The following is a 26,855-nucleotide window of genomic DNA, read 5'->3' as shown; positions in this document are numbered from 1 at the left end:
CTCATGTCAGACGTGCTCAGCATCCGCTACCCGCCCGAACTCCCCGTGTCGGCGCGGCGCGAGGACATCGCCGCCGCGATCCGCGACCACCAGGTGGTCATCGTCGCCGGCGCGACCGGATCGGGCAAGACGACCCAGCTGCCGAAGATCTGCCTGGAGCTCGGCCGCGAGAGCATCGCGCACACGCAGCCCCGGCGCATCGCCGCGCGCACCATCGCCGAGCGCATCGCGGAGGAGCTCGACGACGAGGTCGGCGGGCTGGTCGGCTACCAGGTCCGGTTCACCGACAAGGCGTCCGCCTCGACGCGGATCAAGCTGATGACCGACGGCATCCTGCTCAACGAGATGAACCACGACCGGATGCTCAGCCGGTACGACACGATCATCATCGACGAGGCGCACGAGCGCAGCCTCAACATCGACTTCCTCCTGGGCTACCTGCACCGCCTGCTGCCGCAGCGCCCCGACCTGAAGGTGATCATCACCTCGGCGACGATCGACCCGCAGAGCTTCGCGGCCCACTTCGCCGACGCCGCCGGCGAGCCCGCGCCGATCATCGAGGTCTCCGGGCGCACCTACCCGGTCGAGATCCGCTACCGTCCGCTGGTCGCCGAGGAGCCGGAGGAGGACGACGACACCGACGTCCCCGACGCGACGAGCGGCAGCCGCGACCTGATGACCGGCATCGCCGACGCCCTGGCCGAGCTGGCGCGCGAGGATCCGGGCGACGTCCTGGTGTTCCTCTCGGGCGAGAACGAGATCCGCGACGCCGAGGACGCCATCCGGGGCCGGAACCTGCCGGGCACCGAGGTGCTCCCCCTCTACGGGCGCCTGTCGGCGGCCGATCAGCACCGCGTCTTCGAGAAGGGGCGCACCCCCGGCGTCCGCCGCCGCGTCGTGCTCGCGACCAACGTGGCGGAGACGAGCCTCACCGTCCCCGGGATCCGCTACGTGATCGACGGCGGCACGGCCCGCATCTCGCGCTACAGCGCGCGCTCGAAGGTGCAGCGGCTGCCGATCGAGGCGGTGTCGCAGGCCTCCGCGAACCAGCGCTCCGGCCGCTCGGGCCGCACCAGCGCGGGCATCGCGATCCGCCTCTACTCCGAGGAGGACTACCTCCGCCGCCCCGAGTACACCGATCCCGAGATCCTCCGCACGGGCCTGGCCGCGGTCATCCTGCAGATGATCTCGCTCGGACTGGGCGACATCGCCTCGTTCCCGTTCCTCACTCCGCCCGACTCCCGCGGCATCAAGGACGGCCTCGACCTGCTCACGGAGCTCGGCGCCCTCCGCGTCCCCGGCTCCCCCTCCGCCGCCTCCGCCGCGCCGCGAGACGCCGCTCCGGTGCGCGGCACGCCGCCGAACGCGCACTCGAGCGGCGTCCCGCGCAAGGGGGCGGAGGCCGCGCCGCAGCTCACGCGCATCGGGCGCGACCTCGCGCGGCTCCCCATCGATCCGCGCTTCGGCCGGATGGTGATCGAGTCGCGCCGCCACGGCGTCAGCCGCGAGGTGATGGCGATCGTCGCGGGCCTCACGATCCAGGACGTCCGCGAGCGCCCTCTCGAGCGCCGCGCGCAGGCCGACCAGCAGCACGCGCGCTTCGTCGATCCCACCAGCGACTTCCTCACCCTGCTGAACCTCTGGAACTACGTGGAGGAGAAGCAGGAGGAGCTCTCCTCGAGCGCCTTCCGGCGCCTGTGCAAGGCCGAGTACCTCAACTACCTGCGCGTGCGCGAGTGGCAGGACGTGTTCCGCCAGCTGCGCCAGCTCGCGCGCCCCCTCAAGCTCGAGCTGGGCGAGCCGAAGGTCGACCCCGACGGGATCCACCGGAGCCTCCTGGCCGGCCTGCTCTCGCACCTGGGCATCAAGGACACCACCTCGCAGCAGGCGCAGCGCGCGGCGAAGAGCCGCGAGCGCCAGAACGTGCAGTACATCGGCGCCCGCAACGCGAAGTTCTCGATCTTCCCCGGCAGCGCCCTGGCCAAGAAGCTCCCCGACGCGGTGATGAGCGCCGAGCTGGTCGAGACCAGCCGCCTCTTCGCCCGCTCGAACGCCGCGATCGATCCGGCCTGGGCCGAGGCGATCGCGGGCGACCTCGTCAAGCGGCAGTTCAGCGAGCCGCACTGGGAGAAGTCGCAGGGCGCGGCCGTCGCCTACGAGAAGGTCACGCTCTACGGCGTGCCGATCATCGCCCGCCGCCGCGTCCAGTTCTCGCGGATCGACGCCTCGTACGCACGCGAGCTGTTCATCCGGCACGCCCTCGTCGAGGGCGAGTGGGAGTCGCGCCACGCCTTCGACCGCAAGAACCGGGCCCTGCGGGCCGAGCTCGAGCGGCTGGAGGAGCGCACGCGCCGCCGCGACCTGCTCGTCGACGACGAGGCCGTGTTCGACTTCTACGACCGCCGGCTCCCCCGCGACATCACCTCGGTGCGCTCGTTCGACTCCTGGTGGCGGACGACCCAGCACGACGAGCCCGATCTGCTGACGATGACGCAGGAGACGCTCCTCCCCGAGGACGCGGAGCAGATCGACGAGACCGCGTTCCCCACGCAGTGGCGCCAGGCCGACCAGCGCTTCCGCCTCTCGTACCGGTTCGAGCCGGGGACGGAGGAGGACGGAGTGACGGTGCACGTGCCGCTCGCGCTCCTGCCCCGCGTGACGCCCCTCGGCTTCGACTGGCTGGTGCCGGGACTCCGGGCCGAGCTGGTCACCGCGATGATCAAGGCGCTGCCCAAGCACCTGCGCCGGAACGTGGTGCCCGCGAACGACTGGGCGCGCAAGCTCACCGCGTCCCTGCCGCACGACGTGCCGAACCCGCCGACGGAGTCGTTCGCGGCGACCCTGGCCGGAGCGATCCGCCGCGAGGCCGGCGTGGTGGTGCAGCCCGAGGACTTCGACCTCGAGCGCATCCCCTCGCACCTGCGGGTCACCTTCGCCGTCGCCGACGAGCGGGGGCGCACGGTCGCCGCCGGCAAGGAGCTCGCCCCGCTGGCCGAGCGCCTGCGCGGCCGGGTCCGCGACGAGGTCGCCCGCGTGGTCGAGGCCCGGGTCCCCGACGCGCTCGAGCGCCGGGGCCTGAAGACCTGGGACATGCCGGAGCTGCCCCGCGTCACCGACACCCGGCAGGGCGGGAACACCATCCGCGCCTACCCCGCCCTGATCGACGACGGCGACTCGGTCTCGATCCGCCTGCTCGCCACGGCCGAGGACCAGGCGCGCGAGCACCCGAGAGGCGTCCGCCGCCTCCTCCTGCTCGCGACGCCGAGCCCCGTCGCCTACGTGCAGCAGCACCTCACCTCGAACGAGAAGCTCGTGCTCGCGCAGAGCCCGTACCAGAACACGACCGCGCTCTTCACCGACTGCCTGCTCGCCTGCGTCGACGCGGTCCTCTGGCGGATGAAGCCCGACGGGATGCTCTTCCTCCGCGCCGAGTTCGACGCCGTGCGCGACCGGGTCTCGGCGAGCGTCATGGACGCGATGTTCGAGACCGTGAAGACGGTCACGACGATCCTCACCACCGCCCGGGGCGTCGAGAAGGCGCTCAAGGCCTCGACGAGCATGGCGCTCCTGCCCGCCCTCACGGATGCGCGGGAGCAGCTCTCGGGCCTGGTCTACCCGGGCTTCGTCTCGGCGACCGGAGTGGAGCGGCTGCGGCACCTCCCGCGCTACCTCGGCGGGATCACCGAGCGCTTCGGCAAGATCGCCGAGAACGTCGGGCGCGACCGCGTCTGGCTGAACGAGGTGCAGGCGGCCCAGGAGCTCTACCGGTCGGCAGGCGGCGTCGTGCCGCTGCCCGCGCACGCCCCGGAGCGGATCGCGCGCGCCCGCTGGATGATCGAGGAGCTGCGGGTGAGCTTCTTCGCGCAGTCGCTCGGCACCGCCGAGAGCGTGTCGCTGCAGCGGATCCGCAAGGTGCTGGCCGGCTGACGCGCCCCTCCGCCGAGGGAACCGCGACCCGTCGAGGGACCCTCGTGCAGCGGTCTCCCTCGACGAACCGCAGTCCCCTCCGGAGCGCTAGTGTCGTCCGGTGGGCAGCTACACCGATCTCCTGAAGACCCCCGGGGTGGGGCGCATCATCCTCGCGCAGCTGACCGCGCGCTTCCCGTTCGGGATGCTCTCGCTGGCGTTCCTCCTGCACGTGGAGCGGGTGCACCACTCCTACGCCGCCGCCGGCCTGGTGCTCGGCTCGATGTCGATCGGGCAGGCCATCGCCGGGCCGCTGACCAGCCGCCTGATGGGGCGGCTCGGGATGCGCCGCGTGCTGACGATCACCCTCGTGGTCTGCGCGGGCGCGATCATCGCGATGGCCGTGCTCCCGCTCGAGGTGTGGCAGTTCGTCGTGATCGGGTTCATCGCCGGCCTGAGCATGCCGCCGGTGCAGCCGGCCGTGCGGACCATCTACCCCAAGATGGTCACCAGCTCGCAGCTGACCCCGCTCTTCTCGCTCGACGCCTCCGCTCAGGAGATCATCTGGGTGCTCGGCCCGGTGCTGGCGACGCTCGTGTCGATCCAGGTGTCGACGGTCGCGGGCATCCTGACGGCCGCCGCGTTCCTGATCGGCGGCGGGATCTGGTTCATCGCCTCGCCCGAGGTGGGCCGCGTCCGCATCCCGCGCTCGAAGCGCCGCCTCGGCGTGGTGCTCACGAAGCCCCCGGTGCTGCTGGCCACGGTCGTCGGCTTCCTCCTGATCGGCGCCTGCTCGGCGGTCGAGGCGGGCGTGGTCGCGGTGTTCGGCGAGGGCGGAGTCGAGTCGGGCGTCGTGCTCGCCGTGTTCGCGGCGGGGTCCCTGGTCGGCGGCCTCGCCCTCGGTCACATCCCGATCAGCCGGTGGGCGACCGCGCGGCGGATGCTGATCGTCACGGTCGGCATGGGCCTGGCGGCGGTCTCGACCGACTTCTGGTGGCTGTGCGTCACGCTGTTCCTCGCCGGCATCGGCATCGCCCCCGCTCTCGCGGCGCTGTTCGCGATCACCGCCTCGAGCGTGCGCTTCTCGGACACGGCGGAGGCCTACGGCTGGGTCGGCACCGGTCAGCTGATCGGCGCGGCGCTGGGCTCCGCGATCGCCGGCGTGCAGATCGACCAGGCCGGGCCGACCGCCGCCATCGTCGTCGCCGCGGCCTTCGCCCTGGTCGGCTTCCTGGTGCCCCTGCTCGGCCGCCGGTACCACCCGGATCTCCGCGGGCGCGACGCCAGCCCGCTGCCCGACACCGAGCCGGTCACGCTGCCCTCCTAGGCCGCCACCCCGGTTGTCCGGCGCCTGTCGGGCACCCTAGGGTGAAGGCCACGACGGCGAGGGGGCGGCATGGGACTGCGGGAGGACGCGGAGGAGCTGGTGCGCGAGCACCGGCGCGCCGCCGCCCGGACCGACCTCCTCGACCCCTGGTCCGATCCGGAGACCCCGGAGTGGTGCACCGAGCTCGCCGCCGCGCTCTGGCAGGGGTCCTTCCGCCCGAGTCCCGTCTACTTCCGCCGCGAGGAGTCCTCGCACGCCTGGCGCGGCCCGCACTCGACCCGCCTGCACCACCTCGGCTACGGGTGGCAGCTCACCGCGCACCGCGAGCAGCACGGGGTCGTCGCCTCCGAGACGGCGGTGGTCCTCGAGACGGGCTCCCTCTGGAGGGGTCTCGGCATCGGCCGGCGCCCCGTGCGTGCGCTCCGCGGCCGGCTCGGCGTCGAGGGCCTGCAGGCGGGCCACGACGTGCACTTCGCCGTGCGCGGCATCGACGAGCGCAGCGACGCGGAGCGCGCCGAGCGGCGCCTCCTCTTCGGGGTGGCCGGTCTCGCGGCGCTGATCGAGGACGACGTGCACGTGGGACCGCACGGCGAGCTCGACTGGAGCGTCTGAGGCGCATGCCAGCATGGGAGGCATGAGCGTCCCCCTGATCCCCCTCAACGACGGCCGCGCGATCCCCCAGCTCGGGCTCGGCGTCTACAAGATCGGCGACGAGGAGGCGGCCCGCACGGTCGCCGTCGCCCTGGAGGCCGGCTACCGGCACGTCGACACCGCCACCCTCTACGGCAACGAGCGCGGAGTCGGCGAGGGGATCCGCGCGAGCGGCCTCCCCCGCGAGCAGGTCTTCGTGACGACCAAGGTGTGGAACGACGACCACGGCTTCGACGAGACGCTCGCCGCCTTCGACCGGAGCCTCGAGCTGCTCGGCACCGACTACGTCGACCTCTACCTCGTGCACTGGCCGATTCCTTCGCGCGACCGCTACGTCGACACCTACCGTGCCCTCGAGCGCCTGCAGAGCGAGGGGCGGGCCCGCTCGATCGGCGTCTCGAACTTCGCCGAGGAGCACGTGCAGCGCCTGCTCGACGAGACGGGAGTGGTGCCCGCGATCAACCAGGTCGAGCTGCACCCGCGGCTGCCCCAGGAGGAGCTGCGCGCCTTCGACACCGCCCACGGGATCGTCACCGAGGCCTGGTCGCCGCTGGCCCGCGGGCGCCTCCTCGACGAGCCTGCCCTGGCCCGCGTCGCCGCGAAGCACGGCGTCTCGCCGGCGCAGGCGGTGCTGCGCTGGCACGTGCAGCTCGGCGTCGTCGTGATCCCGAAGTCGGTGACGCCGGAGCGGATCCGCGAGAACCTGGACGTCTTCGGCTTCGCCCTCGACGACGAGGACCTCGCCGCGATCGCCGGGCTCGCGACGGGTGAGCGCACCGGCCGCGACCCGCGCTTCGACTGAGGCTCCGGCGATGACGGCGGGCAGGGTCCTGCTCCTGCACGGCCTGGGCGGCTCGGGCCGCACCTGGTGGCGGCTGAGCCGCGAGCTGACCGCGGCGGGCTGGAGCGTCTCCGCTCCCGACCTGCGCGGACACGGCGACGGGCCGCGCGGCGGCTCCGCCCGCCACGACGCCTACGCCGACGACGCCCTCGCGCGGGGACCGTTCGACCTCGTCGTCGGGCACTCGCTCGGCGGAGCGGTCGCGGTGCGCGCCGCCGCCCGCGAGTCCGGCTGGGCGGGGCGCCTGGCGCTGCTGGACCCGGTGCTCCGGCTCGCCCCGGAGCAGCGGGCCGCCGTCCGCGCGGGCGAGCTCGCCGGTCTCGCGGTCTCGGCCGAGGAGCTCGCTGTCGCGCAGCCGCTCTGGGACGAGCGGGACCGGGCCGAGAAGCTCGCCGCGGTGCGGGACGCCGACCCGTCCGCGGTGGCGGCGACGATCGACGACAACGATCCGTGGGACCTGCTGGCGGACCTGCCGGGCCTCCGCCCGCCGGTCCTCGTGCTGGCCGGCGATCCGCAGGTCGAGACGCTGCTCCCTCCCTCCCTCGCCGCCCTGGTGCTGCGCGCGAATCCGCGCATCCGGTACGCGGTCGTGGCCGGCGCAGGTCACAGCCCCCACCGCGACCGTCCGGAGGAGACGCTCGCGATGCTCCGCGAGTGGGCCGAGAGCCCGGCGACGGCCTGATCCGCTCGCCGGCCCGGTCCGTGTTTCGTCCGGATGAAATCTGGCAGGGGGGACTGGGCCGCACCGTTTCCTGTGAATACCCTCGCAGAGGACGCGATCCCCTCCCAGTCTTCGGGAGGTGCGCGTCGGGGCCGCCGACGCGGCGGCCCGTTCTCGAGGAGAGGGAGCCCCAGTGGCGCGAACCACCACGAACACCCCGAGCGGCCGCCGACGCCGCTCGCTGATCGGCTCGAGCGCGATGATCGGAGCGGGCGCCCTCGTCGCCGGCTTCGCCTTCGCGCCGACGGCGAGCGCCGTCGAGCCGGTCGACTTCGCCGACACCGTCACGGTCGACGGCATCATGACCCACCTGGAGGCGCTCCAGGCGATCGCGGACGCCAACGGCGGCACCCGCGCGATCGGCACTCCGGGCTACGAGCTGAGCGGCGCGTACGTCGAGGAGGTCCTCGCGGACGCCGGCTACACGACGCAGCGCCAGGACTTCACCACCGCGACGCAGACGATCGACGCGTTCACGCTGACCACCGGCACCGGCGCCGTCGGCACGCCGATGGAGTTCACTCCGTCGACGCCCGAGGGCGGCGTGACCGGCGAGCTCATCGCCCCCGTCGATCCGCTCGGCTGCACCACGGACGCCTGGACCGGCCTCGACGCCACCGGGAAGATCGCGCTCGTCAGCCGCGGCTCCTGCAGCTTCCTCGAGAAGTCGGTCGCCGCCGGTGCCGCCGGCGCCGCCGCGATCATCATCTACGACAACGCGCCGAGCGACGCCCTCAACGGGACGTTCGGCGGACAGGACGCGGCCGCCGTCCCCGGCGTCGGCGTCACGCAGGCCGAGGGGCAGGCGCTGCTGGCGTCGCTCCCCGCGAGCGTCTCGGTCCTCATCGACCAGACGACGACCGAGGTGGAGACCTTCAACATCGTCACGGAGACCCCGGGCGGCGACCACGACAACGTGGTCATGCTCGGCGCGCACCTCGACAGCGTGCCCGCCGGCCCCGGCATCAACGACAACGGCTCCGGATCCGCGACGCTGCTCGAGACGGCCGTGCAGCTGGCCGCCGCGGGCGACACGACCAACGCGGTCCGCTTCGCCTGGTGGGGCGCCGAGGAGGTGGGCCTGGTCGGCTCCTACACCTACGTCGACTCCCTGACGGAGGAGGACGCCTCGAAGATCGCGACCTACATGAACTTCGACATGGTCGCCTCGCCGAACTACGTGATCTCCGTCTACGACGCGGACCAGTCCACCTACGAGGCCCCGGTGGACGTGCCCGCCGGCTCGATCGCGACCGAGAAGGCGTTCACCGACTACTTCGACTCGATCGACCAGCCCTGGATCGACACCGCGTTCGACGGCCGCAGCGACTACGACGGCTTCATCTCGGTCGGCATCCCGTCCTCGGGCGTCTTCACCGGCGCCGACGACGTCAAGACGGAGGAGGAGGTCGCGCTGTTCGGCGGCACCGCCGGCATCACGCACGACCCGAACTACCACTCCGCCGCCGACGACATCGACAACATCAACCAGGAGGCGCTCGGCATCACGTCGAAGGCCATCGCCTTCGTGACCGCCTCGTTCGCCGCGGACACCTCCGCGATCGACGCCGAGAAGGACCCGACCACGCCGACCCCGACGCCGGAGCCCACCGTGGCCCCGACCGCCGAGCCGACCGTCGTTCCGACCGCGCAGCCGACCGTCGCCCCGACGACCGCGCCCACCACCGCGCCGACGGCCGCTCCCACCCCGAGCAGCACGCCGACCGCCGTGGCGCCGCACCCCGGCGGCCGCCCGCCCCTGGCCTCGACGGGAGCCGACGTCGGCCTGCCGCTGGGCCTCGGCGGACTGCTGATCGCCGGCGGCGTCGGCGGGCTCCTGCTCGCCGCGCTGCGCCGCCGGAGCGCCGAGCGCGGCTAGCCGCCACCGCCCCGGAGCCGTCCGGCCGTCGCTCCGCGACGACCGGGCGGCTCCGTCGTTCCGCCCTGAGGGGACCCCGGACCGTCGAGCTGCGGCGGGTCCCTTCGACGGTCGGGGGCTCCCTCACGTCCGACAGGGCTTCCGGCGGCCGGGGGACACGGTGTTCACTGGGCGCATGCGAGCCATCTGGAAGGGCGCGATCACCTTCGGCCTGGTCAACGTGCCGGTGAAGATCTACAGCGCGACCGAGGACCACGACACCCCGCTGCACCAGGTCCACGACAAGGACGGCGGACGGATCCGGTATCAGCGCAAGTGCGAGATCTGCGGCGAGGTCGTCACCTTCGACCACATCGACAAGGCCTACGACGACGGCGAGCGCACCGTGGTCCTGTCCAAGGACGAGCTCAAGGCGCTGCCGGAGGAGCGCGACCGCGAGATCGACGTCGTGCAGTTCGTGCCCAGCGAGCAGGTCGACCCGATCATGTTCGACCGCGCCTACATCCTGGAGCCCGACTCCTCCTCCCCCAAGGCCTACGTCCTGCTGCGCCGCACCCTCGAGCAGACGGACCGCACCGCGATCGTCGAGTTCGCGCTGCGGCAGAAGACCCGCCTCGCCGCGCTGCGCGTGCGCGGCAAGCTCCTGATGCTGCAGACCCTGCTCTGGGCGGACGAGGTACGGGAGGTCGAGTTCCCGTCGCTGGAGGGCAGCACCCGGATCGCGGCGCGCGAGCTCGAGATGTCGGCGCACCTGGTCGACTCCTACTCCGAGGACTTCGACGCCGCGAAGTTCCACGACGCGTACCAGGAGGAGCTGCGCACGCTGATCGACGCCAAGATCGAGCAGGGCGACGCCCTCGACACCGCCGCGACCTTCGGCGAGGCGCCGGAGGAGGAGGGCGGCGGCGAGGTGCTCGACCTGATGGAGGCGCTCAAGCGCTCGGTCGAGCGCAGCCGCGGGGCGAAGGGGACGCCGGCGGAGGAGGCCCCCGCCGAGAAGAAGGCCGCGAAGAAGGCGGCGAAGGCTCCGGCGACGACCGCCGCGAAGAAGAAGCCCGCGGCGAAGAGAGCCGACCCGGAGAAGGGCGCCGACGCGCCTGCGAAGAAGCGGACCCCGAAGAAGACCGCGGCGGCGGAGAAGGCGGCGTCCTAGCCCCGCCGGATGCGGAGGGTCGGGGTCGGACGGAGCCTCAGGCCCGCTCGGCCGCCCGGTCGGGCTCGTCGGCCGCGTCCAGCTCGTCCACGTCGTCGAGGTCGACCGCGACCGAGCTGACCAGCGCGAGCAGCGCCTCCGCGTAGGCGTTCTCGGCCGCCGCGTCCTCGAAGGTCCGCGCCCGGCCGCCGAGCTCGACCTCGACGGCGAACCGCGTCTCCGGCTCGGCGAGGCGACGGAGGGAGCGGAAGGTCCCGCGGAGGAGCTCGCGCAGCTGGTCCTCCCGCGGCAGCCAGAGCGAGTCCTCCAGGGAGACGGAGTCGAGCGCCCATTCCGTGGTGCCGTTGAAGCCGAGGACGGTCCCGCTCGGGTACTCGTGCGCCTCGATGGTCATGTCGCTGACGGTGAAGACGTCGCCGTCGAAGCCCTCCCGCTCGATGCGGAAGCGGTCACCGGTGCGGGGCGTCCAGCGCACGCCCGCCGTGCGCAGGGCACGGGCCAGCTCGAAGGAGATCATCCGACGAGTGTGGCCCGCGAAGCCGCGAACGCGCCGCGAGCGGCACCCGCGCGCCCCGATGTCGGTGGATGAGTTTACGTTCATGAAACGTCCGGTTCACAGGCCGGGCACCCGCACTGCATAGCGTGACCATGCGTGCCCCTTCCGGGGGTGCGCTGGCCGCGCCGCGCGGCGACGACGCTGCGACCGCTCTTCCGAGCGGCGATCGAGAGGACCACCATGCCCGACTCTTCCACCCCGCCCGAGCGCCGCCGGAGGCGCGGGCTCGGCCTGGCGGCCCTGACCGGACTGGCCCTGGCGGCCGCTCCGCTGGTCGCGACCTCCGCCGCGGCCGCGCCCTCGGGCGACGAGCTCGTCATCAGCGAGGTCTTCGCCCGCGGAGGCTCCGCCGGTGCCGCGTTCAGCAACCGCTACGTGGAGCTCTACAACCCCACCGCCGCCGAGATCGCCCTCGGCGGCCTCTCGATCCAGTACCGCTCGGCGACCGGCACCGCGAACCCCACCACGACCGTGCCGCTCACCGGCTCGGTGCCCGCCGGCGGCCACTTCCTGCTCGCCGGCGCCAGCAACGGCACCAACGGCGCGGCCCTGCCGACGCCCGACCAGAGCGCGAACGGCCTCAACATGGCCGCCGCGGGCGGCACCCTCTTCCTCGTCGACGGGACCTCGGCGCTCGTGGCGCCGCCCACCGGCGCCGCCGCCCAGCCGGACGCGGTGATCGACCTCGTCGGCTACGGCACCTCGAACACCTTCGAGTCGTCCGTCGCCACGGTGCCCTCCCTCACCCAGACGATCGCCCGCGCGGACACCGCCACCGGCGACACCGACGTCAACTCGGCCGACTTCGCGCTCGGCGCACCGACCCCGCAGGCCGCAGGCGGAGGATCCGAGCCCGAGCCCACGACGCCGCCGACGACGACCCCGCCGACCGCTCCCCCGACGACCCCTCCGGCCGAGATCCCGGCCGTCTCCATCGCGGAGATCCAGGGCACCGGCGACGCGTCGCCGCTCGTCGGCAGCACCGTCACCACCTCCGGCGTCGTCACCGCGCGCTACCCGTCCGGCGGCTACAACGGCTACGTCATCCAGACCCCCGGCACCGGCGGCGAGAGCTCGCGCACGGCCTCCGACGCCGTCTTCGTCTTCTCCTCCGCCTCCGTCGGGTCGGTCGCGATCGGCGACCACCTGCGCATCACCGGCGAGGTGAGCGAGTACAACGGCCTGACCGAGCTCACCCCGACCTCGGCCGCGACCGTCGTGAAGCTCGACGGCGCCGCCGCAGCGCCGGTCCCGGCCGCTGTCGCGCTCCCCCGCACCGCCGCCGAGCGCGAGGTGCTCGAGAGCATGCTGATCGCTCCGCAGGGCGCCTACACGGTCACCGACACCTTCGACCTGAACAGCTTCGGCTCGGTCGGCCTCGCCGCCGGCACGTCCCCGCTGCTCACGCCGACCGAGGTCGCCCGCCCCGGCTCGCCGGAGCTCGCGGCCGTCGTCGCCGACAACGCCGCCCGCGCGATCACCCTCGACGACGGCGCCTCGATCAACTTCCTCGGCGCCGCCGCGAACAAGGCGATCCCGCTGCCCTACCTCACCACCACCGCGCCGATCCGCGTGGGTGCTCCGGCGACCTTCACCCGCCCCGTCGTCCTCGACTACCGCAACGGCGGCTGGGCCTTCCAGCCCACCACGCAGCTGACCGTCGAGAACGCCGGCGACGTGCAGCCCGCGACCTTCGCGAACACCCGGACCGCGAAGCCCGAGGCCGTCGGCGGCGACCTCTCGATCGCGTCCTTCAACGTGCTCAACTACTTCTCCACCACCGGCGACTCGATCACCGGCTGCACCTTCTACACCGACCGCGACGGCGACCCCGTCACGGTCAACAGCGGCTGCGACGCCCGCGGAGCGGCGAACGCCGATGACCTCGAGCGCCAGCAGGCCAAGATCGTGACCGCGATCAACACCCTCGGCGCGGGCGTCGTCTCGCTCGAGGAGATCGAGAACTCGGCCAATTTCGGCAAGCCGCGCGACGAGGCCCTCGCCACCCTGACCGCCGCGCTGAACACGGCGGCCGGCTCCGAGGTCTGGGCCTACGTCCCCTCCCCCGCAGCGCTCCCCGCGCTCGCGGACGAGGACGTCATCCGCACCGCCTTCATCTACAAGAAGGCCGTCATCGAGCCGGTCGGCGAGTCCGTCGTGCTCAACGACACGGTGAACTTCTCGAACGCCCGCAAGCCCCTCGCCCAGGAGTTCCGCCTCCTCGGCGACAGCGCCAGCGAGTTCGTCGCGATCGTGAACCACTTCAAGTCGAAGGGCTCCGGATCCGGCGCCGACGCCGACCAGGGCGACGGCCAGGGCGCCTCGAACGCCTCGCGCGTGAAGCAGGCGACCGCCCTCGTCGCCTTCGCCGACCGCCTCCGCACCGAGAAGGCCACCGAGCTCGTCTACCTGCTGGGCGACTTCAACGCCTACTCGAAGGAGGACCCGGTGAAGGTGATCACCGACGCCGGCTACATCGACCAGGGTGCGAAGGACGGCAAGTACTCGTACTCGTTCGACGGCGCGGTCGGCTCGCTGGACCACGTCTTCGCCTCGCCCGCGGCCGACAGGACGGTCACCGGGGTCGACACCTGGAACATCAACAGCGGCGAGTCCGTGGCACTGGAGTACAGCCGCTACGACTTCAACGCGACGATCTTCTACGACACCTCGGCGTACCGCTCCAGCGACCACGACCCGGTCGTCGTCGGCCTCGACCTGCCCGAGACCCGGACGGACCCGGAGCCCGAGCCCGTCACGGTCATCGACGTCGCGACCACCGCCTCCACCAAGCGCCTCGCCGTCGTGCGGACGCTGACGGTGTCGGCGGTGAACAACGGCGACGAGACGGTCTCGATCGAGATCACGACGGCGTACGGCAGCAAGACGAAGAAGACGGTCAAGCCCGGCCAGTCGTTCACGGTGAAGACCGTGACCGTCTTCAAGCCCATCAAGGCCGGCACGGCGACCATCGAGGTCACCGCGCCCGACGGCACCGAGCGCGTCTACAAGCAGGCGTACCGCGGCGCCTGATCCCGCGCGACCCCTGACCTCGACGAGCTCCGGCTCCTAGAGTTCGGGGATGCCCGAGGGAGACAGTGTGCACCGTCTCGCCGCCCGCCTCAGGCGGGCGGCGGACGGTCGCACCGTCCTCGAGGGCGAGCTGCGCTCCGGGGACGCGGCCGGCACTTCCCTCGCCGGGCTGAGGATCCTCGAGCACGACACCCACGGCAAGCACCTCCTCACCCGCTTCTCCGGCGGAACGACCCTGCACACCCACCTGCGGATGCAGGGCTCCTGGACCGTGACCGCTCCCGGCCGAGCGGTCCCCCGCTCGGTACAGAAGGACGTCCGCGTCCGCCTCCGCCTCGACGACGACTCGACCGTGTGGGGCATCGACCTCCCGGTCGTCGAGCTCCTCGCCACCCGCGACGAGCCGCGCGCCGTCGGGCACCTCGGGCCCGACCCGCTCCGCGCGGACTGGGAGGCCGACGAGGCCGTCCGGCGCCTCTCCCGCCTCCCGGACCGGCCCGTCGTCGCCGCACTCCTCGACCAGCGCTGCCTCGCGGGTCTCGGCAACCTCTGGGCCAACGAGGTCTGCTTCCTCCGCGGGGTCTGGCCCTGGCGGCCGATCGGCTCCCTCGACGTCCGCGCCCTCGTGGCGACCGCGGCGAGAGGCCTCCGCGCCTCCGTCACGATCCCGGGGATGTTCCAGACCACCACCGGTGACACCCGCCGCGGCGAGCGGCACTGGATCGCGGGGCGCGCCGGGCGCCCGTGCCTGCGCTGCGGCACGACGGTGCTCGTCCGCGACGAGGTCCGCGACGACCCCGAGCAGCGCCGCACCTGGTGGTGCCCGCACTGCCAGCCGGAGCAGGCGACCGCCGCCTGAAGCCCGCGTACCGCTGCCGACGGCCCGTGCGTAGGCTGGCCGCATGACGAACGAGTGGGGAACTCCGGATCCGTCCGCCCGGCGAGACCGGTCCGCGGAGGTCGTCCCGGCGGCCGCCTCCGGCGAGGAGGTGGAGACCGCCCGCGTCGAGGACGCCGAGCGCGCGCTCGCCGTGCGCGAGGTCAAGCGGCGCCGCGACTTCCTGGGATCGGTCGGCGGATGGGCGAGCGTCTCGGCGATCACGACCGCCGTCTGGGTCGGCACAGGGGCCGACGGCTACTTCTGGCCGATCTGGCCGATGATCGGGATCGGGATCGGCGTCGTCGGCCAGGCCGCGTCGATCTGGGGTCCCGCCCGCAAGGAGATCACCGAGGCGGACATCGCCGCCGAGATGCAGCGCCGGGAGAAGCGCGGCCGCTGATCAGTCCAGCCGGCCGACCGAGGTGACGCGGACGACGGCCGCACCCTGCTCGTCCGACTCGGCGAGGTCGACGGTCGCCGAGATCCCCCAGTCGTGGTCGCCGGCCGGATCGTCGAGGATCTGCCGCACGAGCCACTGCGTCGGCTCCTCCGTGACGAGCAGCATCTTCGGCCCCCGGGCGTCGGGCCCGATGCCGATGCTGTCGTGCTCGTCGTAGTAGTCGTCCAGCGCGGCGCCCCACGCGTCGGCGTCGAAGCCGGCGGCGGCGTCGAGCTCGCCGAGCGCCTCGTGGTCGTCGAGGGCGGCGAGGGTCACCCGGCGGAACATCTCGTTGCGCACCAGCACGCGGAAGGCGCGGTGGTTCGCGGTGAGGCGGCGCGGAGCGGGCGGCACGATCGCCTGGTCCGCCGCGTGGAGCGCCGGATTGACCAGCTCCTCCCACTCGTCGACCAGCGAGGAGTCGACCTGGCGCACGAGCTCGCCCAGCCACTCGATCAGGTCGTGCAGCTCCTCGTTCTTCAGCTCGTCGGGGATGGTCTGCCGGGCCGCGCGGAACGCGTCGGACAGGTAGCGCAGCACCAGTCCCTCCGAGCGGGAGAGCTTGTAGAACGCGGTGTACTCGCCGAAGGACATCGCCCGCTCGTACATGTCGCGCACGACCGACTTCGGCGAGAGCTCGAAGTCCTTCACCCACGGCTGCGCGGCGGTGTAGGTCTCGAAGGTCGCCTCGAGGAGCTCCTCGAGCGGCTTGGGGTGCGTGACGGACTCGAGCAGCTCCATCCGCTCCTCGTACTCGATCCCCTCGGCCTTCATCGCGGCGACGGCCTCGCCGCGGGCCTGGAACTGCTGGGCCCCCAGGATCGGGCGCGGGTCGTCGAGGGTCGCCTCGAGCACCGAGATCACGTCGAGCGCGAAGCTCGGCAACTCCGGGTCGAGAACGTCGAACACGGCCAGCGCGAACGGCGAGAGCGGCTGGTTGAGCGCGAAGTTCGGCTGCAGGTCGACGGTCAGGCGGATGCGGGTCACGCCGTCGGCGCCGACGCTCTGCTCGACCACTCCCGCCTCCCGCAGCGTCCGGTAGATGCCGAGCGCCCGGCGGGCCAGCTGCAGCTGCCGCTTCCACGGCTCGTGGTTGTCGAAGATCAGGGCGTGCACGTTCGCGTAGGCGTCGCCGCCGCGGGCGATCACGTTCAGCAGCATCGCCGAGGTGATCGTCATGTGCGAGGTCAGCGTCTCGGGCTCCGCGTCGACGAGCTTGCGGAAGCTCGGCTCCCCCCAGCTGACGAAGCCCTGCGGCGCGCGCTTGGCGACCCACTTCCTCCGCTTCTTCGGGTCGTCGCCCATCTTGTCGAGAGCCTTCCGGTTCTCGGACTCGTGCTCGGGGGCCTGCACGACCACGGTCCCGGCGGTGTCGTACCCGGCGCGACCGGCGCGGCCGGCGATCTGGTGGAACTCGCGGGCCGAGAGCTGGCGGGTCCGGGTGCCGTCGTACTTGGTCAGCGCGGTGAGCAGCACGGTGCGGATGGGGACGTTGATGCCGACGCCGAGGGTGTCCGTGCCGCAGATCACGCGCAGCATGCCCTGCTGGGCGAGCTGCTCGACCAGGCGGCGGTACTTCGGCAGCATGCCCGCGTGGTGGACGCCGATCCCCAGCCGGAGCAGCCGGGAGAGGGTCTTGCCGAACGCGGTGGTGAAGCGGAAGCCGCCGATCACCTCGGCGATGCGGTCGCGGTGCTCGCGGGTGGCGATGTTCGCGCTGGTGAGCGCCTGCGCGCGCTCGAGAGCGGCCGCCTGCGAGAAGTGCACGACGTAGACCGGCGACTGGTTCGTCGAGAGCAGCTCCTCGATGGAGTCGTGGATCGGAGCGATCTCGTAGAAGTAGTGCAGCGGCACCGGGCGCTCCACGCCGGTGACCCGGGCGGTCTCCCGGCCCGTGCGGCGGCTGAGGTCGGCGGCGAGCGCCGTCACGTCGCCGAGGGTGGCCGACATCAGCACGAACTGCACGTGAGGGAGGGTGAGCAGCGGCACCTGCCAGGCCCAGCCGCGCGCCGGGTCCGCGTAGAAGTGGAACTCGTCCATCACGACCTGGTCGACCGGGGTGTCCTCGCCGTGCCGGAGCGCGAGGTTCGCGAGGATCTCGGCCGTGCAGCAGATGATCGGCGCGTCGGCGTTCACCGAGGAGTCGCCGGTGACCATCCCGACGTTGGAGGCGCCGAAGACGTCGACCAGCGCGAAGAACTTCTCGGAGACGAGCGCCTTGATCGGTGCCGTGTAGAAGCTGCGGCGCCCGGAGGCGAGCGCCGCGGCGTGCGCGCCGATCGCGACGAGCGACTTCCCGGTGCCGGTGGGCGTCGAGAGGATCAGGTTGGAGCCGGAGGCGATCTCGAGCATGGACTCGTCCTGCGCCGGGTAGAGCGGGAGGCCGCGCGACTCCGCCCACTCGGTGAAGGCCAGGTAGACCGCGTCGTCGTCGACGCGCCCGTCCGCGTCGGGCGTCGGCATCCGGTCGAGCAGCGTCGAGGTCATCCCCCCATCCTCCCAGCCCGCGGGCCGTCGCTCGGGTGCGATCCGTCACGGACGGCCCGTGCGCCCTCGCCTCACGGGCCGCGGGTGACGGATCGGTCCGCTGGAGCGAGGGCCCCGTCGACGAGTCCGACGACGCGGTCCGCGTCGGCCAGCACGGCGGGGTCGTGCGAGACGCAGACCACGGTCGCGCCGCGGTCCGCCTCCGCGCGCAGGACCGACCGGATCCGCTCCGCACTCGCTGAATCGAGACCGGTGGTGGGCTCGTCCAGGAGCAGCAGGCCGGCCCCGCGGGCGAGCCCCTGGGCGAGGAGCGCCCGCTGCCGCTGACCGCCGGAGAGCACCGCGAAGGGCTCCCGGGCGAGCGCGACGATCTCCATCCGCTCGAGCGCGGTGGCGATCGCGTCCGCCGCGCGCGCGTCGCTGCGGCGGAGGCGGCCGAGCCGACCCCAGGTGCCCACCGCGACCACGTCGCGCACCGTCACCGGGAGGCGGTCCGGGATCGACGCCCGCTGCGGCACGAAGGCGATCGCTCCGGTGACGTCCCGCGTGCCGGACGTCAGTGGACGCACTCCCGCGATCACCTCCAGGAGCGTCGACTTGCCGGCGCCGTTCGGCCCGGCGATCACGGTCAGCGAGCGCGCGGCGACGTCGAGATCGACCCCCGCGAGAGCGCGGCGGGAGCCGAAGTCGACGTGAGCGCCTCGGAGGCGGACCGGGGGCTCGGGCGGGGGTGAGACGTCCATCCCGACGAGCGTACAGCAGTGATAACTGTTCTCATTATCGTGTACGGTCGGGCACCATGCTCAGCCTCCTCGCCGGAATCCTCGAGCCGTTCGCTCTCGACTTCCTTCAGCGCGCCCTCCTCGGCGGCGTCCTCGTCGCGGTCCTCTGCGGCGTCGTCGGCACCTGGGTGGTCCTCCGCGGGATGGCCTTCCTCGGCGAGGCGCTCGCCCACGGGATGCTCCCCGGCGTCGCCCTCGCGACGGTGCTCGGCGCGCCCGTCCTCGTGGGCGGCGCAGCCAGCGCGGTGCTGATGAGCCTCGGCATCGCGGCCCTGCAGCGGCGCGGACGACTGTCCTACGACACCAGCATCGGCCTGCTCTTCGTCGCCATGCTGGCGCTGGGGGTCATCGTGATCTCGCACTCGGGCAGCTTCGCCACGGACGCGACCTCGATCCTCCTCGGCGACATCCTCGCGATCACCCCCGTCGACATCGGGCTGCTCGCCGCCGCCGCCGGAGCCGGCCTCCTCGTCGCAGCGGCCTTCCACCGCCCGCTCGTCGCCCTGGCGCTGGATCCGCGCATCGCCGCGGTGCTCGGGCTCGGTCCGCGCTCGGCTCAGGCCGCGCTGGTCGGCCTGGTGACCCTCGCCGTCGTCGCCTCCTACCAGGCGGTCGGCTCGCTCCTCGTCGTCGGGCTCCTTCTGGCTCCCGCGGTGGCCGCCGGGCACTGGACCACCCGCATCCCGACCCGGATGCTGCTCGCGTCGATCCTCGGCGCGGCCTCCGTGCTCGTCGGCCTGCTCGTCTCCTGGCACGCGGCCACGGCCGCGGGCGCCTCGGTCGCCGGCACGGCCATCGCGGTCGCCGCGGTGTCCTGGGCGGTCCGCTCGGCCGCGTCGGCCCTCGCGTCCCGGTCGGGCCCTCAGCCGGTCGCCGCATGAGGCCCTGCCGGCACCGCTCCTCCCCCGCTCACCCTCGAAAGGACTCCGTGCACTCCCGAACCACCGCCTCCACCGTCCTCCTGGGCGCTCTCGCGCTGGGCCTGGCCGCCTGCTCGACCGATGCCTCCGCGCCGGCCGCGGACGACACGGGCTCCGGCCACGGCGCCGTCGCGAACGCCGCCGAGCTCGCCGAGCCGCGCCTGGGGCTGACGACGATCGACCCGTCGGGCGCTGTGTCGCACCTCGACCTCCTCGACGAGACGGTCACCGGCCTCGGCACCATCGGCGCACCGAGCGCGATGACGACCGACGGCCGCTACCTCTTCGCCCAGACCGATGCGGGCGTCGAGATCGTCGACAGCGGCGTGTGGACCTGGGACCACGTGGACCACTTCCATTACTACCGCGCGGACCCCCGCCTGATCGGCACGGTCGAGGGCTCCGGGACGGCCGTCGTCGCCACGACGAACCTCTCGACCACCGGCGGAACCGGACTCTTCTTCCCCGACTCCGGCGAGGCGGTCCTCCTCGACACCGAGGCGCTGTCGAAGGGGGCGATCGTCGAGCGGTTCCGGAAGGACGTCGAGCCCGGACCCGGGATGGTCGTGCCCGTCGGCTCGTCCGCACTGGTGACCGAGGGGTCCGGATCCGGAGCGGCCGTCGCCGGCTACGACTCGGACGGCGAGCCGACGGGCCTCCGCGAGGCCTGCCCCGACCCCGCCGGGACGATCACCACCCGCGTCGGCGCCGTCATCGGCTGCTCCGACGGCGCACTCCTGGCGTCGATCGAGGACGAGGAGCTCATCGTCGAGCGGATCCCCTACCCCGCCGGCACCACCGCGCCACCCGCCGCCTCCTTCGACAACCGCGAGGGCCGCCCCACGGTCGCCGGCCTCGCCGGGGACGCGGGCATCTGGCTCCTCGACACCCGGGAGCGCTCCTGGAGCCTCCTCCCCTCTCCCGCCCCGCTGGCGCAGGTCACCGCGGTGGACGACGCGGACGAGACCGTCCTCGCCCTCGCCGCCGACGGCCGCGTGCTGGTGCTCGACGGCTCCGACGGTGCGGTCCTCGCCGAGACTGCGCCCCTCGTCGCGGATACGACCGCGGACGGCTCGCGGCCCGTCCTGATCGCCGACCAGCAGCGGGCCTACCTCAGCGCGCCCGCCGAGCGGAAGCTGCACGAGATCGACTACGCGGACGGCGCGCGCCTCGCCCGCACCTTCGAGACCGCCACCGAGCCGGCCTTCACGGCGGAGACGGGCCGATGAGGCGCCGCTGGGCCCTCGCGTCCGCCGCGGCGGTCCTGCTCCTGTCGGGCTGCACGTTGGCGGAGGAGGACGAGAGGCCCCTCGTCATCGTCTCCACCAACATCCTCGGCGACGTCGTGGGCGAGCTCGTCGGCGACGAGGCGCAGGTCGTCACGCTGATGAAGCCCGACGCCGACCCGCACTCCTTCGAGATCTCGGCACAGGAGGCGGCGCGCCTGCGCTCCGCCGACCTCGTCGTCTCGAACGGGCTCGGACTCGAGGAGGGCCTGCAGCAGCACCTCGACGAGGCCTCCGCTGAGGACGTCCCCGCGTTCGTCGCCGGCGACGCCGTCGACGTCCTCGACTACAGCGAGGGCGACGCGGAGGGGAGCCCGGACTCGCACTTCTGGACGGACCCCGGCCGGATGATCGACGTCGTCGACTCCCTCGGGCCCGTGCTCGCCGCGCTCGACGGCGTCGATCCGGCCGCCGTCCGGGACCGGACGGCCGGCTACCGCGCCGAGCTCGAGCGGCTCGACTCCGAGATGGCCGCGGCGTTCGCCGCGATCCCCGCCGAGCGCCGCGCCCTCGTCACCAACCACCACGTCTTCGGGTACCTCGCCGACCGCTTCGACTTCGACGTCGTCGGCGCCGTCATCCCGGGAGGCACGACCCTCGCGGCGCCGTCCGCCTCCGACCTCGCCGATCTCGTCGACGCGGTCGAGCAGACCGGCGTCCCCACGATCTTCGCGGAGTCCTCGTCTCCCGACCGCCTGGTCCAGGCGCTGGCGAGCGAGGCCGACATCCGCGTGGAGGTGGTCGAGCTGTTCACGGAGTCCCTGACGGGGCCCGAGGGCGGCGCTCCCGACTACCTCGCCATGATGCGCGTCAACACGCAGCGCATCGCCACCGGGCTCTCCCCGTGAGCCCTCCGATCCACCACCAGGAAGAAGAAGCACCCATGCAGAATCCCCACGTCCGGCGGGCGGGCCTCGGCCTGATCGCCGCCTGCTCGATCACGGTCCTCGCGGCCTGCTCGTCGAGCTCGACCCCGGCCGCCGAGTCCTCCGCGTCCACTGCGCCGGCCACCGAGGCCGCGGCGGCCGCCGGCGCCCGCGTCGCCGTCGCCTACGAGGGCGGCATCCTCGTCCTCGACGGCGAGACCCTCGAGACCGTCGCGGACATGGACTCCGAAGAGTTCACCCGCCTCAACCCCGCCGGCGACGACCGCCACGTCCTGGTCACCATGAGCGAGGGGTTCCAGCTCCTCGACACCGCCGCCGGCACCGGCGGCGAGCCGGAGCTGACGGACATCGTCTTCCCCGCGGACACTCCGGGCCACGTCGTCCGGCACGCCGGGAAGACCGTCCTCTACGCCGACGGCACGAGCGACACGACCGTCCTCGAGACCGCCGACCTGGCGTCCTCGGACGGGATGCCCGAGACCGAGACCATCCCGGGAGTCGAGGCGCACCACGGCGTCTCGATCGTCCTCGAGGACGGCACCTTCCTCACCACGGTCGGTGACGCCGACGGGCGCACCGGCATCGAGGTGCGCGACGCCTCCGGCGCCGTGACGGCCACGAACGACCAGTGCCCCGGTGTCCACGGAGAGGGCACGGCCGAGAACGAGGTCGTCGTCTTCGGCTGCGAGAACGGCGCCCTGGTCTACGACGGCGGCGAGATCACGAAGCTCGAGGCGCCGGACCAGCCGTACGGCCGCATGGGCAACGCCTGGGTCAGCGAGACCAGCCCGATCATCGTCGGCGACTACAAGGACGACCGCGACGCCGAGGGCTACCTCCTGCACCGCGTGGCGCTGATCGACACCGAGGCGAAGACCCTCGACGTCGTCGACCTGCCCGAGGGCGTCGAGTACACCTTCCGCGGCGTCGCCCGCGGCCCCGACGATCTGGCGTACATGATCGCCTCGGACGGCGCTATCCACGTGCTCGACCCCGAGACCGGCGAGCTGACCGCCTCCTACCCCGTCGTCGACGCCTGGGAGAGCCCGGTCGAGTGGCAGGACCCGCACCCCGCTATCACGGTCGCCGGGGACATCGCCTACGTGACCGACCCTGCCGCCGACAGCCTCCACGCCGTCGACCTCACCACGGGAGAGGTCGTCGCCACGGGCGAGCTCGACGTCACACCGAACGAGATCGCCGTCGCCGAGAGCTGACCATCGGCACGGAGGAGGGGCGCGGGGCCGTGGGCTCCGTGCCCCTCCTGTTCACCTGGAGGGGCCAGGATCTCCGCATGACGACCGAATTCGATCTCGACCAGGTGGTGCGCGACGTGACCGCGAACGTGCGCAAGAAGTTCCCCGACCACTCCGAGGAGCAGGTCGCGCCGCTCGTGCGCGAGGAGCTCGCGGACCTGCAGGACCGGCCCGTGCAGGACTACCTGACGGTGCTGACGGAGCGAGCGGTCAAGCGCCGCCTCAAGCGCGAGGCGCGCGGGGAGTAGACCGGGTCAGGCGAGCGCCCGCTCGATCGACGCCCGCAGCGCCGGAGCCGGCCGGAGCGCACCCGCCTCCTCCGCTTCGAGGAGCGCCTGCGCGTCCGCCGGGCTGTGCTCGCGGTACCAGCGGTCGACCGGGACGCCGTGCCCGGGCCGGCTCAGCACCTCGACGGCGTCGCCCGCCTCCACCGATCCGCGGTGCAGCACCCGCAGGTACGCGCCAGTACGCCCCTCGTCGGCGAAGCGCTTCACCCACTGGGGCTCTCCGAGGGCCCGCTGGAACGTCGCACACGGCGTCCGCGGCATCGTCACCTCGACCTCGACCGCCTCGCCGATCCGCCAGCGCTCGCCGATCACGGCTCCGCTCACGTCGAGGCCCGCGATCCGCAGGTTCTCGCCGAACATCCCCGCGGCGACCGGCCGCCCCAGGCGCTCCGCCCACCAGAGCGCGTCCTCGTCGGAGTAGGCGTAGAGCGCCTTGTCGAGGCCGCCGTGGTGCGCGCGATCGGCCTGCACGTCGCCGTAGAGGCCCAGGTCGCGCACTCCGACGGGACCCTCGACCGGCCGCTTGTCGATCGCGGTCACGCCGACCGTGCCGGAGTCGGGCAGGAGGCGGGCGACGCGGCACACGGCGAGCAGGCGGGGCATGCCGCCATGGTGCCAGCACTAGGCTCGCCGCGTGCGCGACGCGACCGCTCCTCCCCGGCTCGACCCCCTCCTCCTCGACGGCCTCGCCGAGGGGTACGCCGGGGACACGGGCGCCCGGGAGCACACCGAAGGACTGCGCTTCGCCGGCACCGACCTCACCGGCGCCGATCTCACCGCGGCCTCCTTCAGCGAGTGCGCGCTGGAGGGAGTGGTCCTGGACGGCGCCCAGCTGCGGGCCGCGTCGATCGCGGAGTCGCGGCTCGAGCGGCTGGACGTGCCCGGGCTCTCGGCGCCGCGGAGCCGGCTCCGATCCGTCGAGCTGCTCGCCTCGCGGCTGGGCTCGGCCGAGCTCTACGAGAGCACCTGGGAGCAGGTGCGCGTGGCCGACTGCAAGCTCGGCTACCTGAACCTCCGCGGCGCCGCGGTGCGCGACGTGCTGCTCGAGCGCTGCACGATCGACGAGCTCGACCTGGCGGGTGCGACCGGCACGCGGCTGCGCCTGGTCGACTGCGACGTCCGCTCCCTCGATCTCTCCCGGGCCCGGATCGAGCACCTCGATCTGCGCGGCGCCGAGCTGCACCTGCTCACCGGGCTGGACGGCCTCCGCGGCGCCACCCTCTCCGAGCTGCAGCTCAGCCTCCTGCTGCCGCTGTTCGCGGAGCACTTCGGGGTGCGGGTGGGCTGAGCCGCCGGTCCGCCTAGCGCCGGCGGGCGATCAGCCGCGTCAGAGCGCGACGGCCGAGGAGGAACACGGCCAGCACGACGGCCGTCACGATCACGAAGCTCCACTGCACGCCCTGCCCGGAGGCGATCCGCAGGAGCATCCCGCCCGCGACGGTCACCCCCCAGACGACGAGCCCGGCGGGCACGATCCGGTCCGGGGAGCGCCACGAGCGCGTGACGACCCAGCCAAGCAGGAGCGCCGCCAGGAACGGCCAGAGCGTGGTGAGCAGGCCGATCAGCGCCGACCCCTCGTCGTGGCTCCCGCGGCCGATCAGCACGAAGACCAGGACGAGCACGGCGTCGAGGCCGAGGCCGAGCCCCGCGTGCCGGGTCATGCGGGCTCCGTCACGAAGTCGATGAGCTGCTCGACCCGGCCCAGCAGCGCCGGCTCCAGGTCCTGGAAGGTGCGCACCCGGCCGAGGATGCGCTGCCAGGCGCGCGCGATGTCGGCCTGCTCCTCGTGCGGCCAGCCGAGCGCCTCGCAGATCCCGTGCTTCCACTCGGTTCCGCGAGGGATCTCGGGCCAGCGCTCCAGGCCGATCCGGCCGGGCTTCACGGCCTGCCAGACGTCGATGTAGGGGTGGCCGACGACGAGGACGTGGGCGCCGTGCGGACCGGCGGCGACCTGCTCGGCGATCCGCGACTCCTTCGAGCCGCGCACCAGGTGGTCGACGAGCACGCCGATGCGGCGCCCCGGACCGGGCCGGAACTCTCGCACCAGCTCGTCGAGGTTGTCGACGCCCTCGATGTACTCGACGACGACGCCCTCGACCCGCAGGTCGTGGCCCCAGACCTTCTCGACCAGCTCGGCGTCGTGCCGGCCCTCGACGTAGATGCGGCTGGGCAGGGCGACCCGCGCCTTCGCGTCGGCGACGTGGAAGGAGCCGGAGGCGGAGCGCGCGCGACCGAGGCCGGCGTCGCGCTTCAGCCCGGGCGCCTTCAGCGACACGGGCTTCCCCTCGAGGAGGAACCCGGGCCCCAGCGGGAACACGCGGACCTTGCCGAACCGGTCCTCCAGCCGCACCATCCGCAGCTCCACGCCGAGCACGGCACCCACGAAGCCGGAGGCGACCTCCTCGACCACCAGATCGCGCTCGGCCTCGACCACCGCCACCTCGACCCTGCCGCGGGCGCGCCAGTCGCCGGCGAGCACGTCCTGCCCGTACCTGTCCTCGTCCATCGCACCGAGGGTAGCCGGAGGCGCGCAGGGCGCCGCGCGGACACGGCGCATGCACCTCTGCTTACATGAGCAGATGACCGAGGACCTCGAACCCGCCGCCGAGCTCTTCAAGGTGCTGTCCTCCTCCTCCCGGCTGCGCCTGCTCCGGGCCCTCGCCGAGGAGACGTCGACGGTCGGGCGGCTGGCCGAGGTGACCGGGCTCTCGCAGCCGCTGGTCTCGCAGCACCTTCGGATGCTCCGCACCGCCGGGCTGGTCGCGGTCGAGCGCGTGGGCCGCGAGGCGCACTACTCCGTCGCCGACACCCACGTCACGCACATCGTCGACGACGCTGTCCGGCACGCCCTGGAGGGGTGACCTCCGTCCCTGTCGGGAACGATGATCGCTCTCGATTAGGCGCATCCATTGCAATGCGTTTATGGATCTGGTCGACTGGAGCCCGTCGCGTCCGCGGCCCCCGCATCCGGAAAGGCAGCACCATGAGCACCACCGATCTCCACGCCGAGCACCCCGTCACCGAGCACGAGCACGGCGAGGGCTGCGGCCACCCGGCCGTGCAGCACGTCGACTACGTCCACGGCACGCACCACCACGCCCTGCACGGCGACCACTACGACGAGCACGAGTCGGAGGCCGAGCACTCGACCGCCGACCACGAGCACGGCGACGCCTGCGGCCACGAGACCGTGCAGCACGACGACCACGTGGACTTCGTCCACGACGGCCACAAGCACGCCGCTCACGCCGGCCACTACGACGAGCACTGAGGCCGTGCGCGACGGGAGGGCTCGCACCCTCCCGTCGGCGCTCAGCCCTGACGGGCCTTGAAGCGCGGGTTCAGCTTGTTGATCACGAAGACGCGGCCCCGGCGGCGGACCACCTGCGAGCCGGGCTGCGCCTTCATCGACCTGAGGGAGTTGCGGACCTTCACGGATACTCCTGTCGTTAATGAGAACTGTTATCGATAGAGGAGCGGTCCATGGAGCCCCACCACCCCGCACCCCCCCCCCCCCACCCACGCGCCCCCCCCCCCGACCAGCACACCCACCCCCCCCCACCC

General features: G+C 73.0%; 25 protein-coding genes. 18 read left to right on the top strand and 7 right to left on the bottom strand.

The genetic code is table 11. The features are described from left to right. Nucleotides 1-3: 3 nt before the first annotated feature. The 7 genes from hrpA (at nucleotide 4) to C5C46_RS12455 (ending at nucleotide 10,478) form a co-directional block, all read left to right on the top strand. Entirely contained in the window at nucleotides 4-3,927 is a 3,924-nt protein-coding gene (gene hrpA, locus C5C46_RS12485; RefSeq protein WP_104226916.1) for an ATP-dependent RNA helicase HrpA, read from the top strand. Between the two features lie 100 nt (nucleotides 3,928-4,027). Continuing rightward, on the top strand, nucleotides 4,028-5,233 hold the full coding sequence (locus C5C46_RS12480) for an MFS transporter (RefSeq protein ID WP_104226915.1): 1,206 nt from the start codon (nucleotides 4,028-4,030) through the stop codon (nucleotides 5,231-5,233). A 69-nt stretch (nucleotides 5,234-5,302) separates the two neighbouring features. Then, a complete protein-coding gene (locus C5C46_RS12475) occupies nucleotides 5,303-5,845 on the top strand; it encodes a hypothetical protein (protein ID WP_104226914.1) in 543 nt (180 codons plus the stop codon). A 22-nt stretch (nucleotides 5,846-5,867) separates the two neighbouring features. Then, nucleotides 5,868-6,686 (top strand): aldo/keto reductase, encoded by an 819-nt coding sequence (locus C5C46_RS12470; protein WP_104226933.1) that lies wholly within the window; start codon nucleotides 5,868-5,870, stop codon nucleotides 6,684-6,686. A 10-nt stretch (nucleotides 6,687-6,696) separates the two neighbouring features. Continuing rightward, the gene (locus C5C46_RS12465) at nucleotides 6,697-7,407 is read left to right on the top strand and encodes an alpha/beta fold hydrolase (protein ID WP_146078986.1); all 711 of its coding nucleotides are present in this window, start codon (nucleotides 6,697-6,699) and stop codon (nucleotides 7,405-7,407) included. Between the two features lie 172 nt (nucleotides 7,408-7,579). Continuing rightward, nucleotides 7,580-9,325: a M28 family peptidase gene (locus C5C46_RS12460; protein ID WP_104226912.1), complete on the top strand. Its 1,746-nt coding sequence runs from the start codon at nucleotides 7,580-7,582 to the stop codon at nucleotides 9,323-9,325. A gap of 175 nt (nucleotides 9,326-9,500) precedes the next feature. Then, on the top strand, nucleotides 9,501-10,478 hold the full coding sequence (locus C5C46_RS12455; protein WP_104226911.1) for a Ku protein: 978 nt from the start codon (nucleotides 9,501-9,503) through the stop codon (nucleotides 10,476-10,478). 37 nt (nucleotides 10,479-10,515) lie between these two features. Here C5C46_RS12455 and C5C46_RS12450 read toward each other — a convergent pair whose 3' ends face one another. Beyond that, nucleotides 10,516-10,995: a pilus assembly protein CpaE gene (locus C5C46_RS12450; RefSeq protein WP_244229602.1), complete on the bottom strand. Its 480-nt coding sequence runs from the start codon at nucleotides 10,993-10,995 to the stop codon at nucleotides 10,516-10,518. Nucleotides 10,996-11,214: 219 nt separating this feature from the next. Between C5C46_RS12450 and C5C46_RS12445 the strand changes: the two genes are divergently transcribed. From C5C46_RS12445 to C5C46_RS12435, 3 genes are read left to right on the top strand one after another with little or no spacing between them, the layout of a single operon-like run. Then, a complete protein-coding gene (locus C5C46_RS12445) occupies nucleotides 11,215-14,067 on the top strand; it encodes an ExeM/NucH family extracellular endonuclease (protein WP_104226910.1) in 2,853 nt (950 codons plus the stop codon). A 49-nt stretch (nucleotides 14,068-14,116) separates the two neighbouring features. Next, nucleotides 14,117-14,926, top strand: coding sequence for a DNA-formamidopyrimidine glycosylase family protein (locus C5C46_RS12440; protein ID WP_104226909.1), 810 nt, complete (start codon nucleotides 14,117-14,119; stop codon nucleotides 14,924-14,926). 43 nt (nucleotides 14,927-14,969) lie between these two features. Beyond that, complete coding sequence (locus C5C46_RS12435; protein ID WP_104222259.1) at nucleotides 14,970-15,347, top strand: 2TM domain-containing protein; 378 nt, start codon at nucleotides 14,970-14,972, stop codon at nucleotides 15,345-15,347. Here C5C46_RS12435 and C5C46_RS12430 read toward each other — a convergent pair whose 3' ends face one another. Together C5C46_RS12430 and aztA are read right to left on the bottom strand one after the other, a co-directional pair. Next, complete coding sequence (locus tag C5C46_RS12430; RefSeq protein ID WP_104226908.1) at nucleotides 15,348-17,873, bottom strand: RNA helicase; 2,526 nt, start codon at nucleotides 17,871-17,873, stop codon at nucleotides 15,348-15,350. A gap of 71 nt (nucleotides 17,874-17,944) precedes the next feature. After that, a complete protein-coding gene (gene aztA, locus C5C46_RS12425) occupies nucleotides 17,945-18,616 on the bottom strand; it encodes a zinc ABC transporter ATP-binding protein AztA (RefSeq protein ID WP_104226907.1) in 672 nt (223 codons plus the stop codon). 56 nt (nucleotides 18,617-18,672) lie between these two features. Here aztA and aztB point away from each other — a divergent pair, with 56 nt between their 5' ends. The 5 genes from aztB to C5C46_RS12400 all read left to right on the top strand — a co-directional run bounded on the left by aztB (nucleotide 18,673) and on the right by C5C46_RS12400 (nucleotide 23,252). After that, entirely contained in the window at nucleotides 18,673-19,536 is an 864-nt protein-coding gene (gene aztB / locus C5C46_RS12420; protein WP_104226906.1) for a zinc ABC transporter permease AztB, read from the top strand. A 47-nt stretch (nucleotides 19,537-19,583) separates the two neighbouring features. Then, nucleotides 19,584-20,804 carry an ABC transporter gene (locus C5C46_RS12415; protein WP_104226905.1) on the top strand — a complete coding sequence of 407 codons (1,221 nt, stop codon included), beginning with the start codon at nucleotides 19,584-19,586 and terminating at the stop codon, nucleotides 20,802-20,804. Continuing rightward, complete coding sequence (gene aztC, locus C5C46_RS12410; RefSeq protein ID WP_104226904.1) at nucleotides 20,801-21,709, top strand: zinc ABC transporter substrate-binding protein AztC; 909 nt, start codon at nucleotides 20,801-20,803, stop codon at nucleotides 21,707-21,709. Before C5C46_RS12415 ends, aztC begins: the two co-directional genes overlap by 4 nt. Before the next feature lie 35 nt (nucleotides 21,710-21,744). Then, nucleotides 21,745-22,965 (top strand): zinc metallochaperone AztD, encoded by a 1,221-nt coding sequence (gene aztD, locus C5C46_RS12405; protein WP_104226903.1) that lies wholly within the window; start codon nucleotides 21,745-21,747, stop codon nucleotides 22,963-22,965. 77 nt (nucleotides 22,966-23,042) lie between these two features. Then, entirely contained in the window at nucleotides 23,043-23,252 is a 210-nt protein-coding gene (locus tag C5C46_RS12400) for a three-helix bundle dimerization domain-containing protein (protein WP_146078985.1), read from the top strand. A 6-nt stretch (nucleotides 23,253-23,258) separates the two neighbouring features. Here C5C46_RS12400 and C5C46_RS12395 read toward each other — a convergent pair whose 3' ends face one another. Next, entirely contained in the window at nucleotides 23,259-23,894 is a 636-nt protein-coding gene (locus C5C46_RS12395) for an MOSC domain-containing protein (protein ID WP_104226901.1), read from the bottom strand. 31 nt (nucleotides 23,895-23,925) lie between these two features. On the opposite strand from C5C46_RS12395, the gene C5C46_RS12390 reads away from it, so the two are divergent. Beyond that, nucleotides 23,926-24,579, top strand: a complete 654-nt coding sequence (locus C5C46_RS12390) for a pentapeptide repeat-containing protein (protein ID WP_104226900.1) — start codon at nucleotides 23,926-23,928, stop codon at nucleotides 24,577-24,579. Between the two features lie 13 nt (nucleotides 24,580-24,592). Here the strand turns inward: C5C46_RS12390 and C5C46_RS12385 are convergent, their stop codons facing one another. Next, complete coding sequence (locus tag C5C46_RS12385) at nucleotides 24,593-24,952, bottom strand: DUF3054 domain-containing protein (RefSeq protein ID WP_104226899.1); 360 nt, start codon at nucleotides 24,950-24,952, stop codon at nucleotides 24,593-24,595. Beyond that, on the bottom strand, nucleotides 24,949-25,797 hold the full coding sequence (locus C5C46_RS12380; RefSeq protein ID WP_104226898.1) for a DUF3097 domain-containing protein: 849 nt from the start codon (nucleotides 25,795-25,797) through the stop codon (nucleotides 24,949-24,951). Before C5C46_RS12380 ends, C5C46_RS12385 begins: the two co-directional genes overlap by 4 nt. 73 nt (nucleotides 25,798-25,870) lie before the next feature. On the opposite strand from C5C46_RS12380, the gene C5C46_RS12375 reads away from it, so the two are divergent. Next, nucleotides 25,871-26,152, top strand: coding sequence for a helix-turn-helix transcriptional regulator (locus tag C5C46_RS12375; protein WP_104222235.1), 282 nt, complete (start codon nucleotides 25,871-25,873; stop codon nucleotides 26,150-26,152). A gap of 122 nt (nucleotides 26,153-26,274) precedes the next feature. Continuing rightward, complete coding sequence (locus C5C46_RS17280) at nucleotides 26,275-26,562, top strand: hypothetical protein (protein WP_104226897.1); 288 nt, start codon at nucleotides 26,275-26,277, stop codon at nucleotides 26,560-26,562. A 41-nt stretch (nucleotides 26,563-26,603) separates the two neighbouring features. On the opposite strand, the gene ykgO is transcribed toward C5C46_RS17280, so the two are convergent. Next, complete coding sequence (ykgO, locus tag C5C46_RS12365) at nucleotides 26,604-26,726, bottom strand: type B 50S ribosomal protein L36 (RefSeq protein WP_104226896.1); 123 nt, start codon at nucleotides 26,724-26,726, stop codon at nucleotides 26,604-26,606. Nucleotides 26,727-26,855 lie beyond the last annotated feature (129 nt).

The sequence above is a fragment of the Rathayibacter sp. AY1E6 genome, from assembly GCF_002931115.1.
GTDB lineage: Bacteria > Actinomycetota > Actinomycetes > Actinomycetales > Microbacteriaceae > Rathayibacter.
This window is presented reverse-complemented; position numbering and strand designations above follow the sequence as displayed.

Coding starts and splice junctions, on each gene's coding strand:
- hrpA (WP_104226916.1), top strand. CDS start 4: ATGTCAGACGTGCTCAGCATCCGCTACCCGCCCGAACTCCCCGTGTCG.
- C5C46_RS12475 (WP_104226914.1), top strand. CDS start 5,303: ATGGGACTGCGGGAGGACGCGGAGGAGCTGGTGCGCGAGCACCGGCGC.
- C5C46_RS12470 (WP_104226933.1), top strand. CDS start 5,868: ATGAGCGTCCCCCTGATCCCCCTCAACGACGGCCGCGCGATCCCCCAG.
- C5C46_RS12465 (WP_146078986.1), top strand. CDS start 6,697: ATGACGGCGGGCAGGGTCCTGCTCCTGCACGGCCTGGGCGGCTCGGGC.
- C5C46_RS12455 (WP_104226911.1), top strand. CDS start 9,501: ATGCGAGCCATCTGGAAGGGCGCGATCACCTTCGGCCTGGTCAACGTG.
- C5C46_RS12450 (WP_244229602.1), bottom strand. CDS start 10,995: ATGATCTCCTTCGAGCTGGCCCGTGCCCTGCGCACGGCGGGCGTGCGC.
- C5C46_RS12445 (WP_104226910.1), top strand. CDS start 11,215: ATGCCCGACTCTTCCACCCCGCCCGAGCGCCGCCGGAGGCGCGGGCTC.
- C5C46_RS12440 (WP_104226909.1), top strand. CDS start 14,117: ATGCCCGAGGGAGACAGTGTGCACCGTCTCGCCGCCCGCCTCAGGCGG.
- C5C46_RS12435 (WP_104222259.1), top strand. CDS start 14,970: ATGACGAACGAGTGGGGAACTCCGGATCCGTCCGCCCGGCGAGACCGG.
- C5C46_RS12430 (WP_104226908.1), bottom strand. CDS start 17,873: ATGACCTCGACGCTGCTCGACCGGATGCCGACGCCCGACGCGGACGGG.
- aztA (WP_104226907.1), bottom strand. CDS start 18,616: ATGGACGTCTCACCCCCGCCCGAGCCCCCGGTCCGCCTCCGAGGCGCT.
- aztB (WP_104226906.1), top strand. CDS start 18,673: ATGCTCAGCCTCCTCGCCGGAATCCTCGAGCCGTTCGCTCTCGACTTC.
- aztC (WP_104226904.1), top strand. CDS start 20,801: ATGAGGCGCCGCTGGGCCCTCGCGTCCGCCGCGGCGGTCCTGCTCCTG.
- aztD (WP_104226903.1), top strand. CDS start 21,745: ATGCAGAATCCCCACGTCCGGCGGGCGGGCCTCGGCCTGATCGCCGCC.
- C5C46_RS12400 (WP_146078985.1), top strand. CDS start 23,043: ATGACGACCGAATTCGATCTCGACCAGGTGGTGCGCGACGTGACCGCG.
- C5C46_RS12395 (WP_104226901.1), bottom strand. CDS start 23,894: ATGCCCCGCCTGCTCGCCGTGTGCCGCGTCGCCCGCCTCCTGCCCGAC.
- C5C46_RS12385 (WP_104226899.1), bottom strand. CDS start 24,952: ATGACCCGGCACGCGGGGCTCGGCCTCGGCCTCGACGCCGTGCTCGTC.
- C5C46_RS12380 (WP_104226898.1), bottom strand. CDS start 25,797: ATGGACGAGGACAGGTACGGGCAGGACGTGCTCGCCGGCGACTGGCGC.
- C5C46_RS12375 (WP_104222235.1), top strand. CDS start 25,871: ATGACCGAGGACCTCGAACCCGCCGCCGAGCTCTTCAAGGTGCTGTCC.
- C5C46_RS17280 (WP_104226897.1), top strand. CDS start 26,275: ATGAGCACCACCGATCTCCACGCCGAGCACCCCGTCACCGAGCACGAG.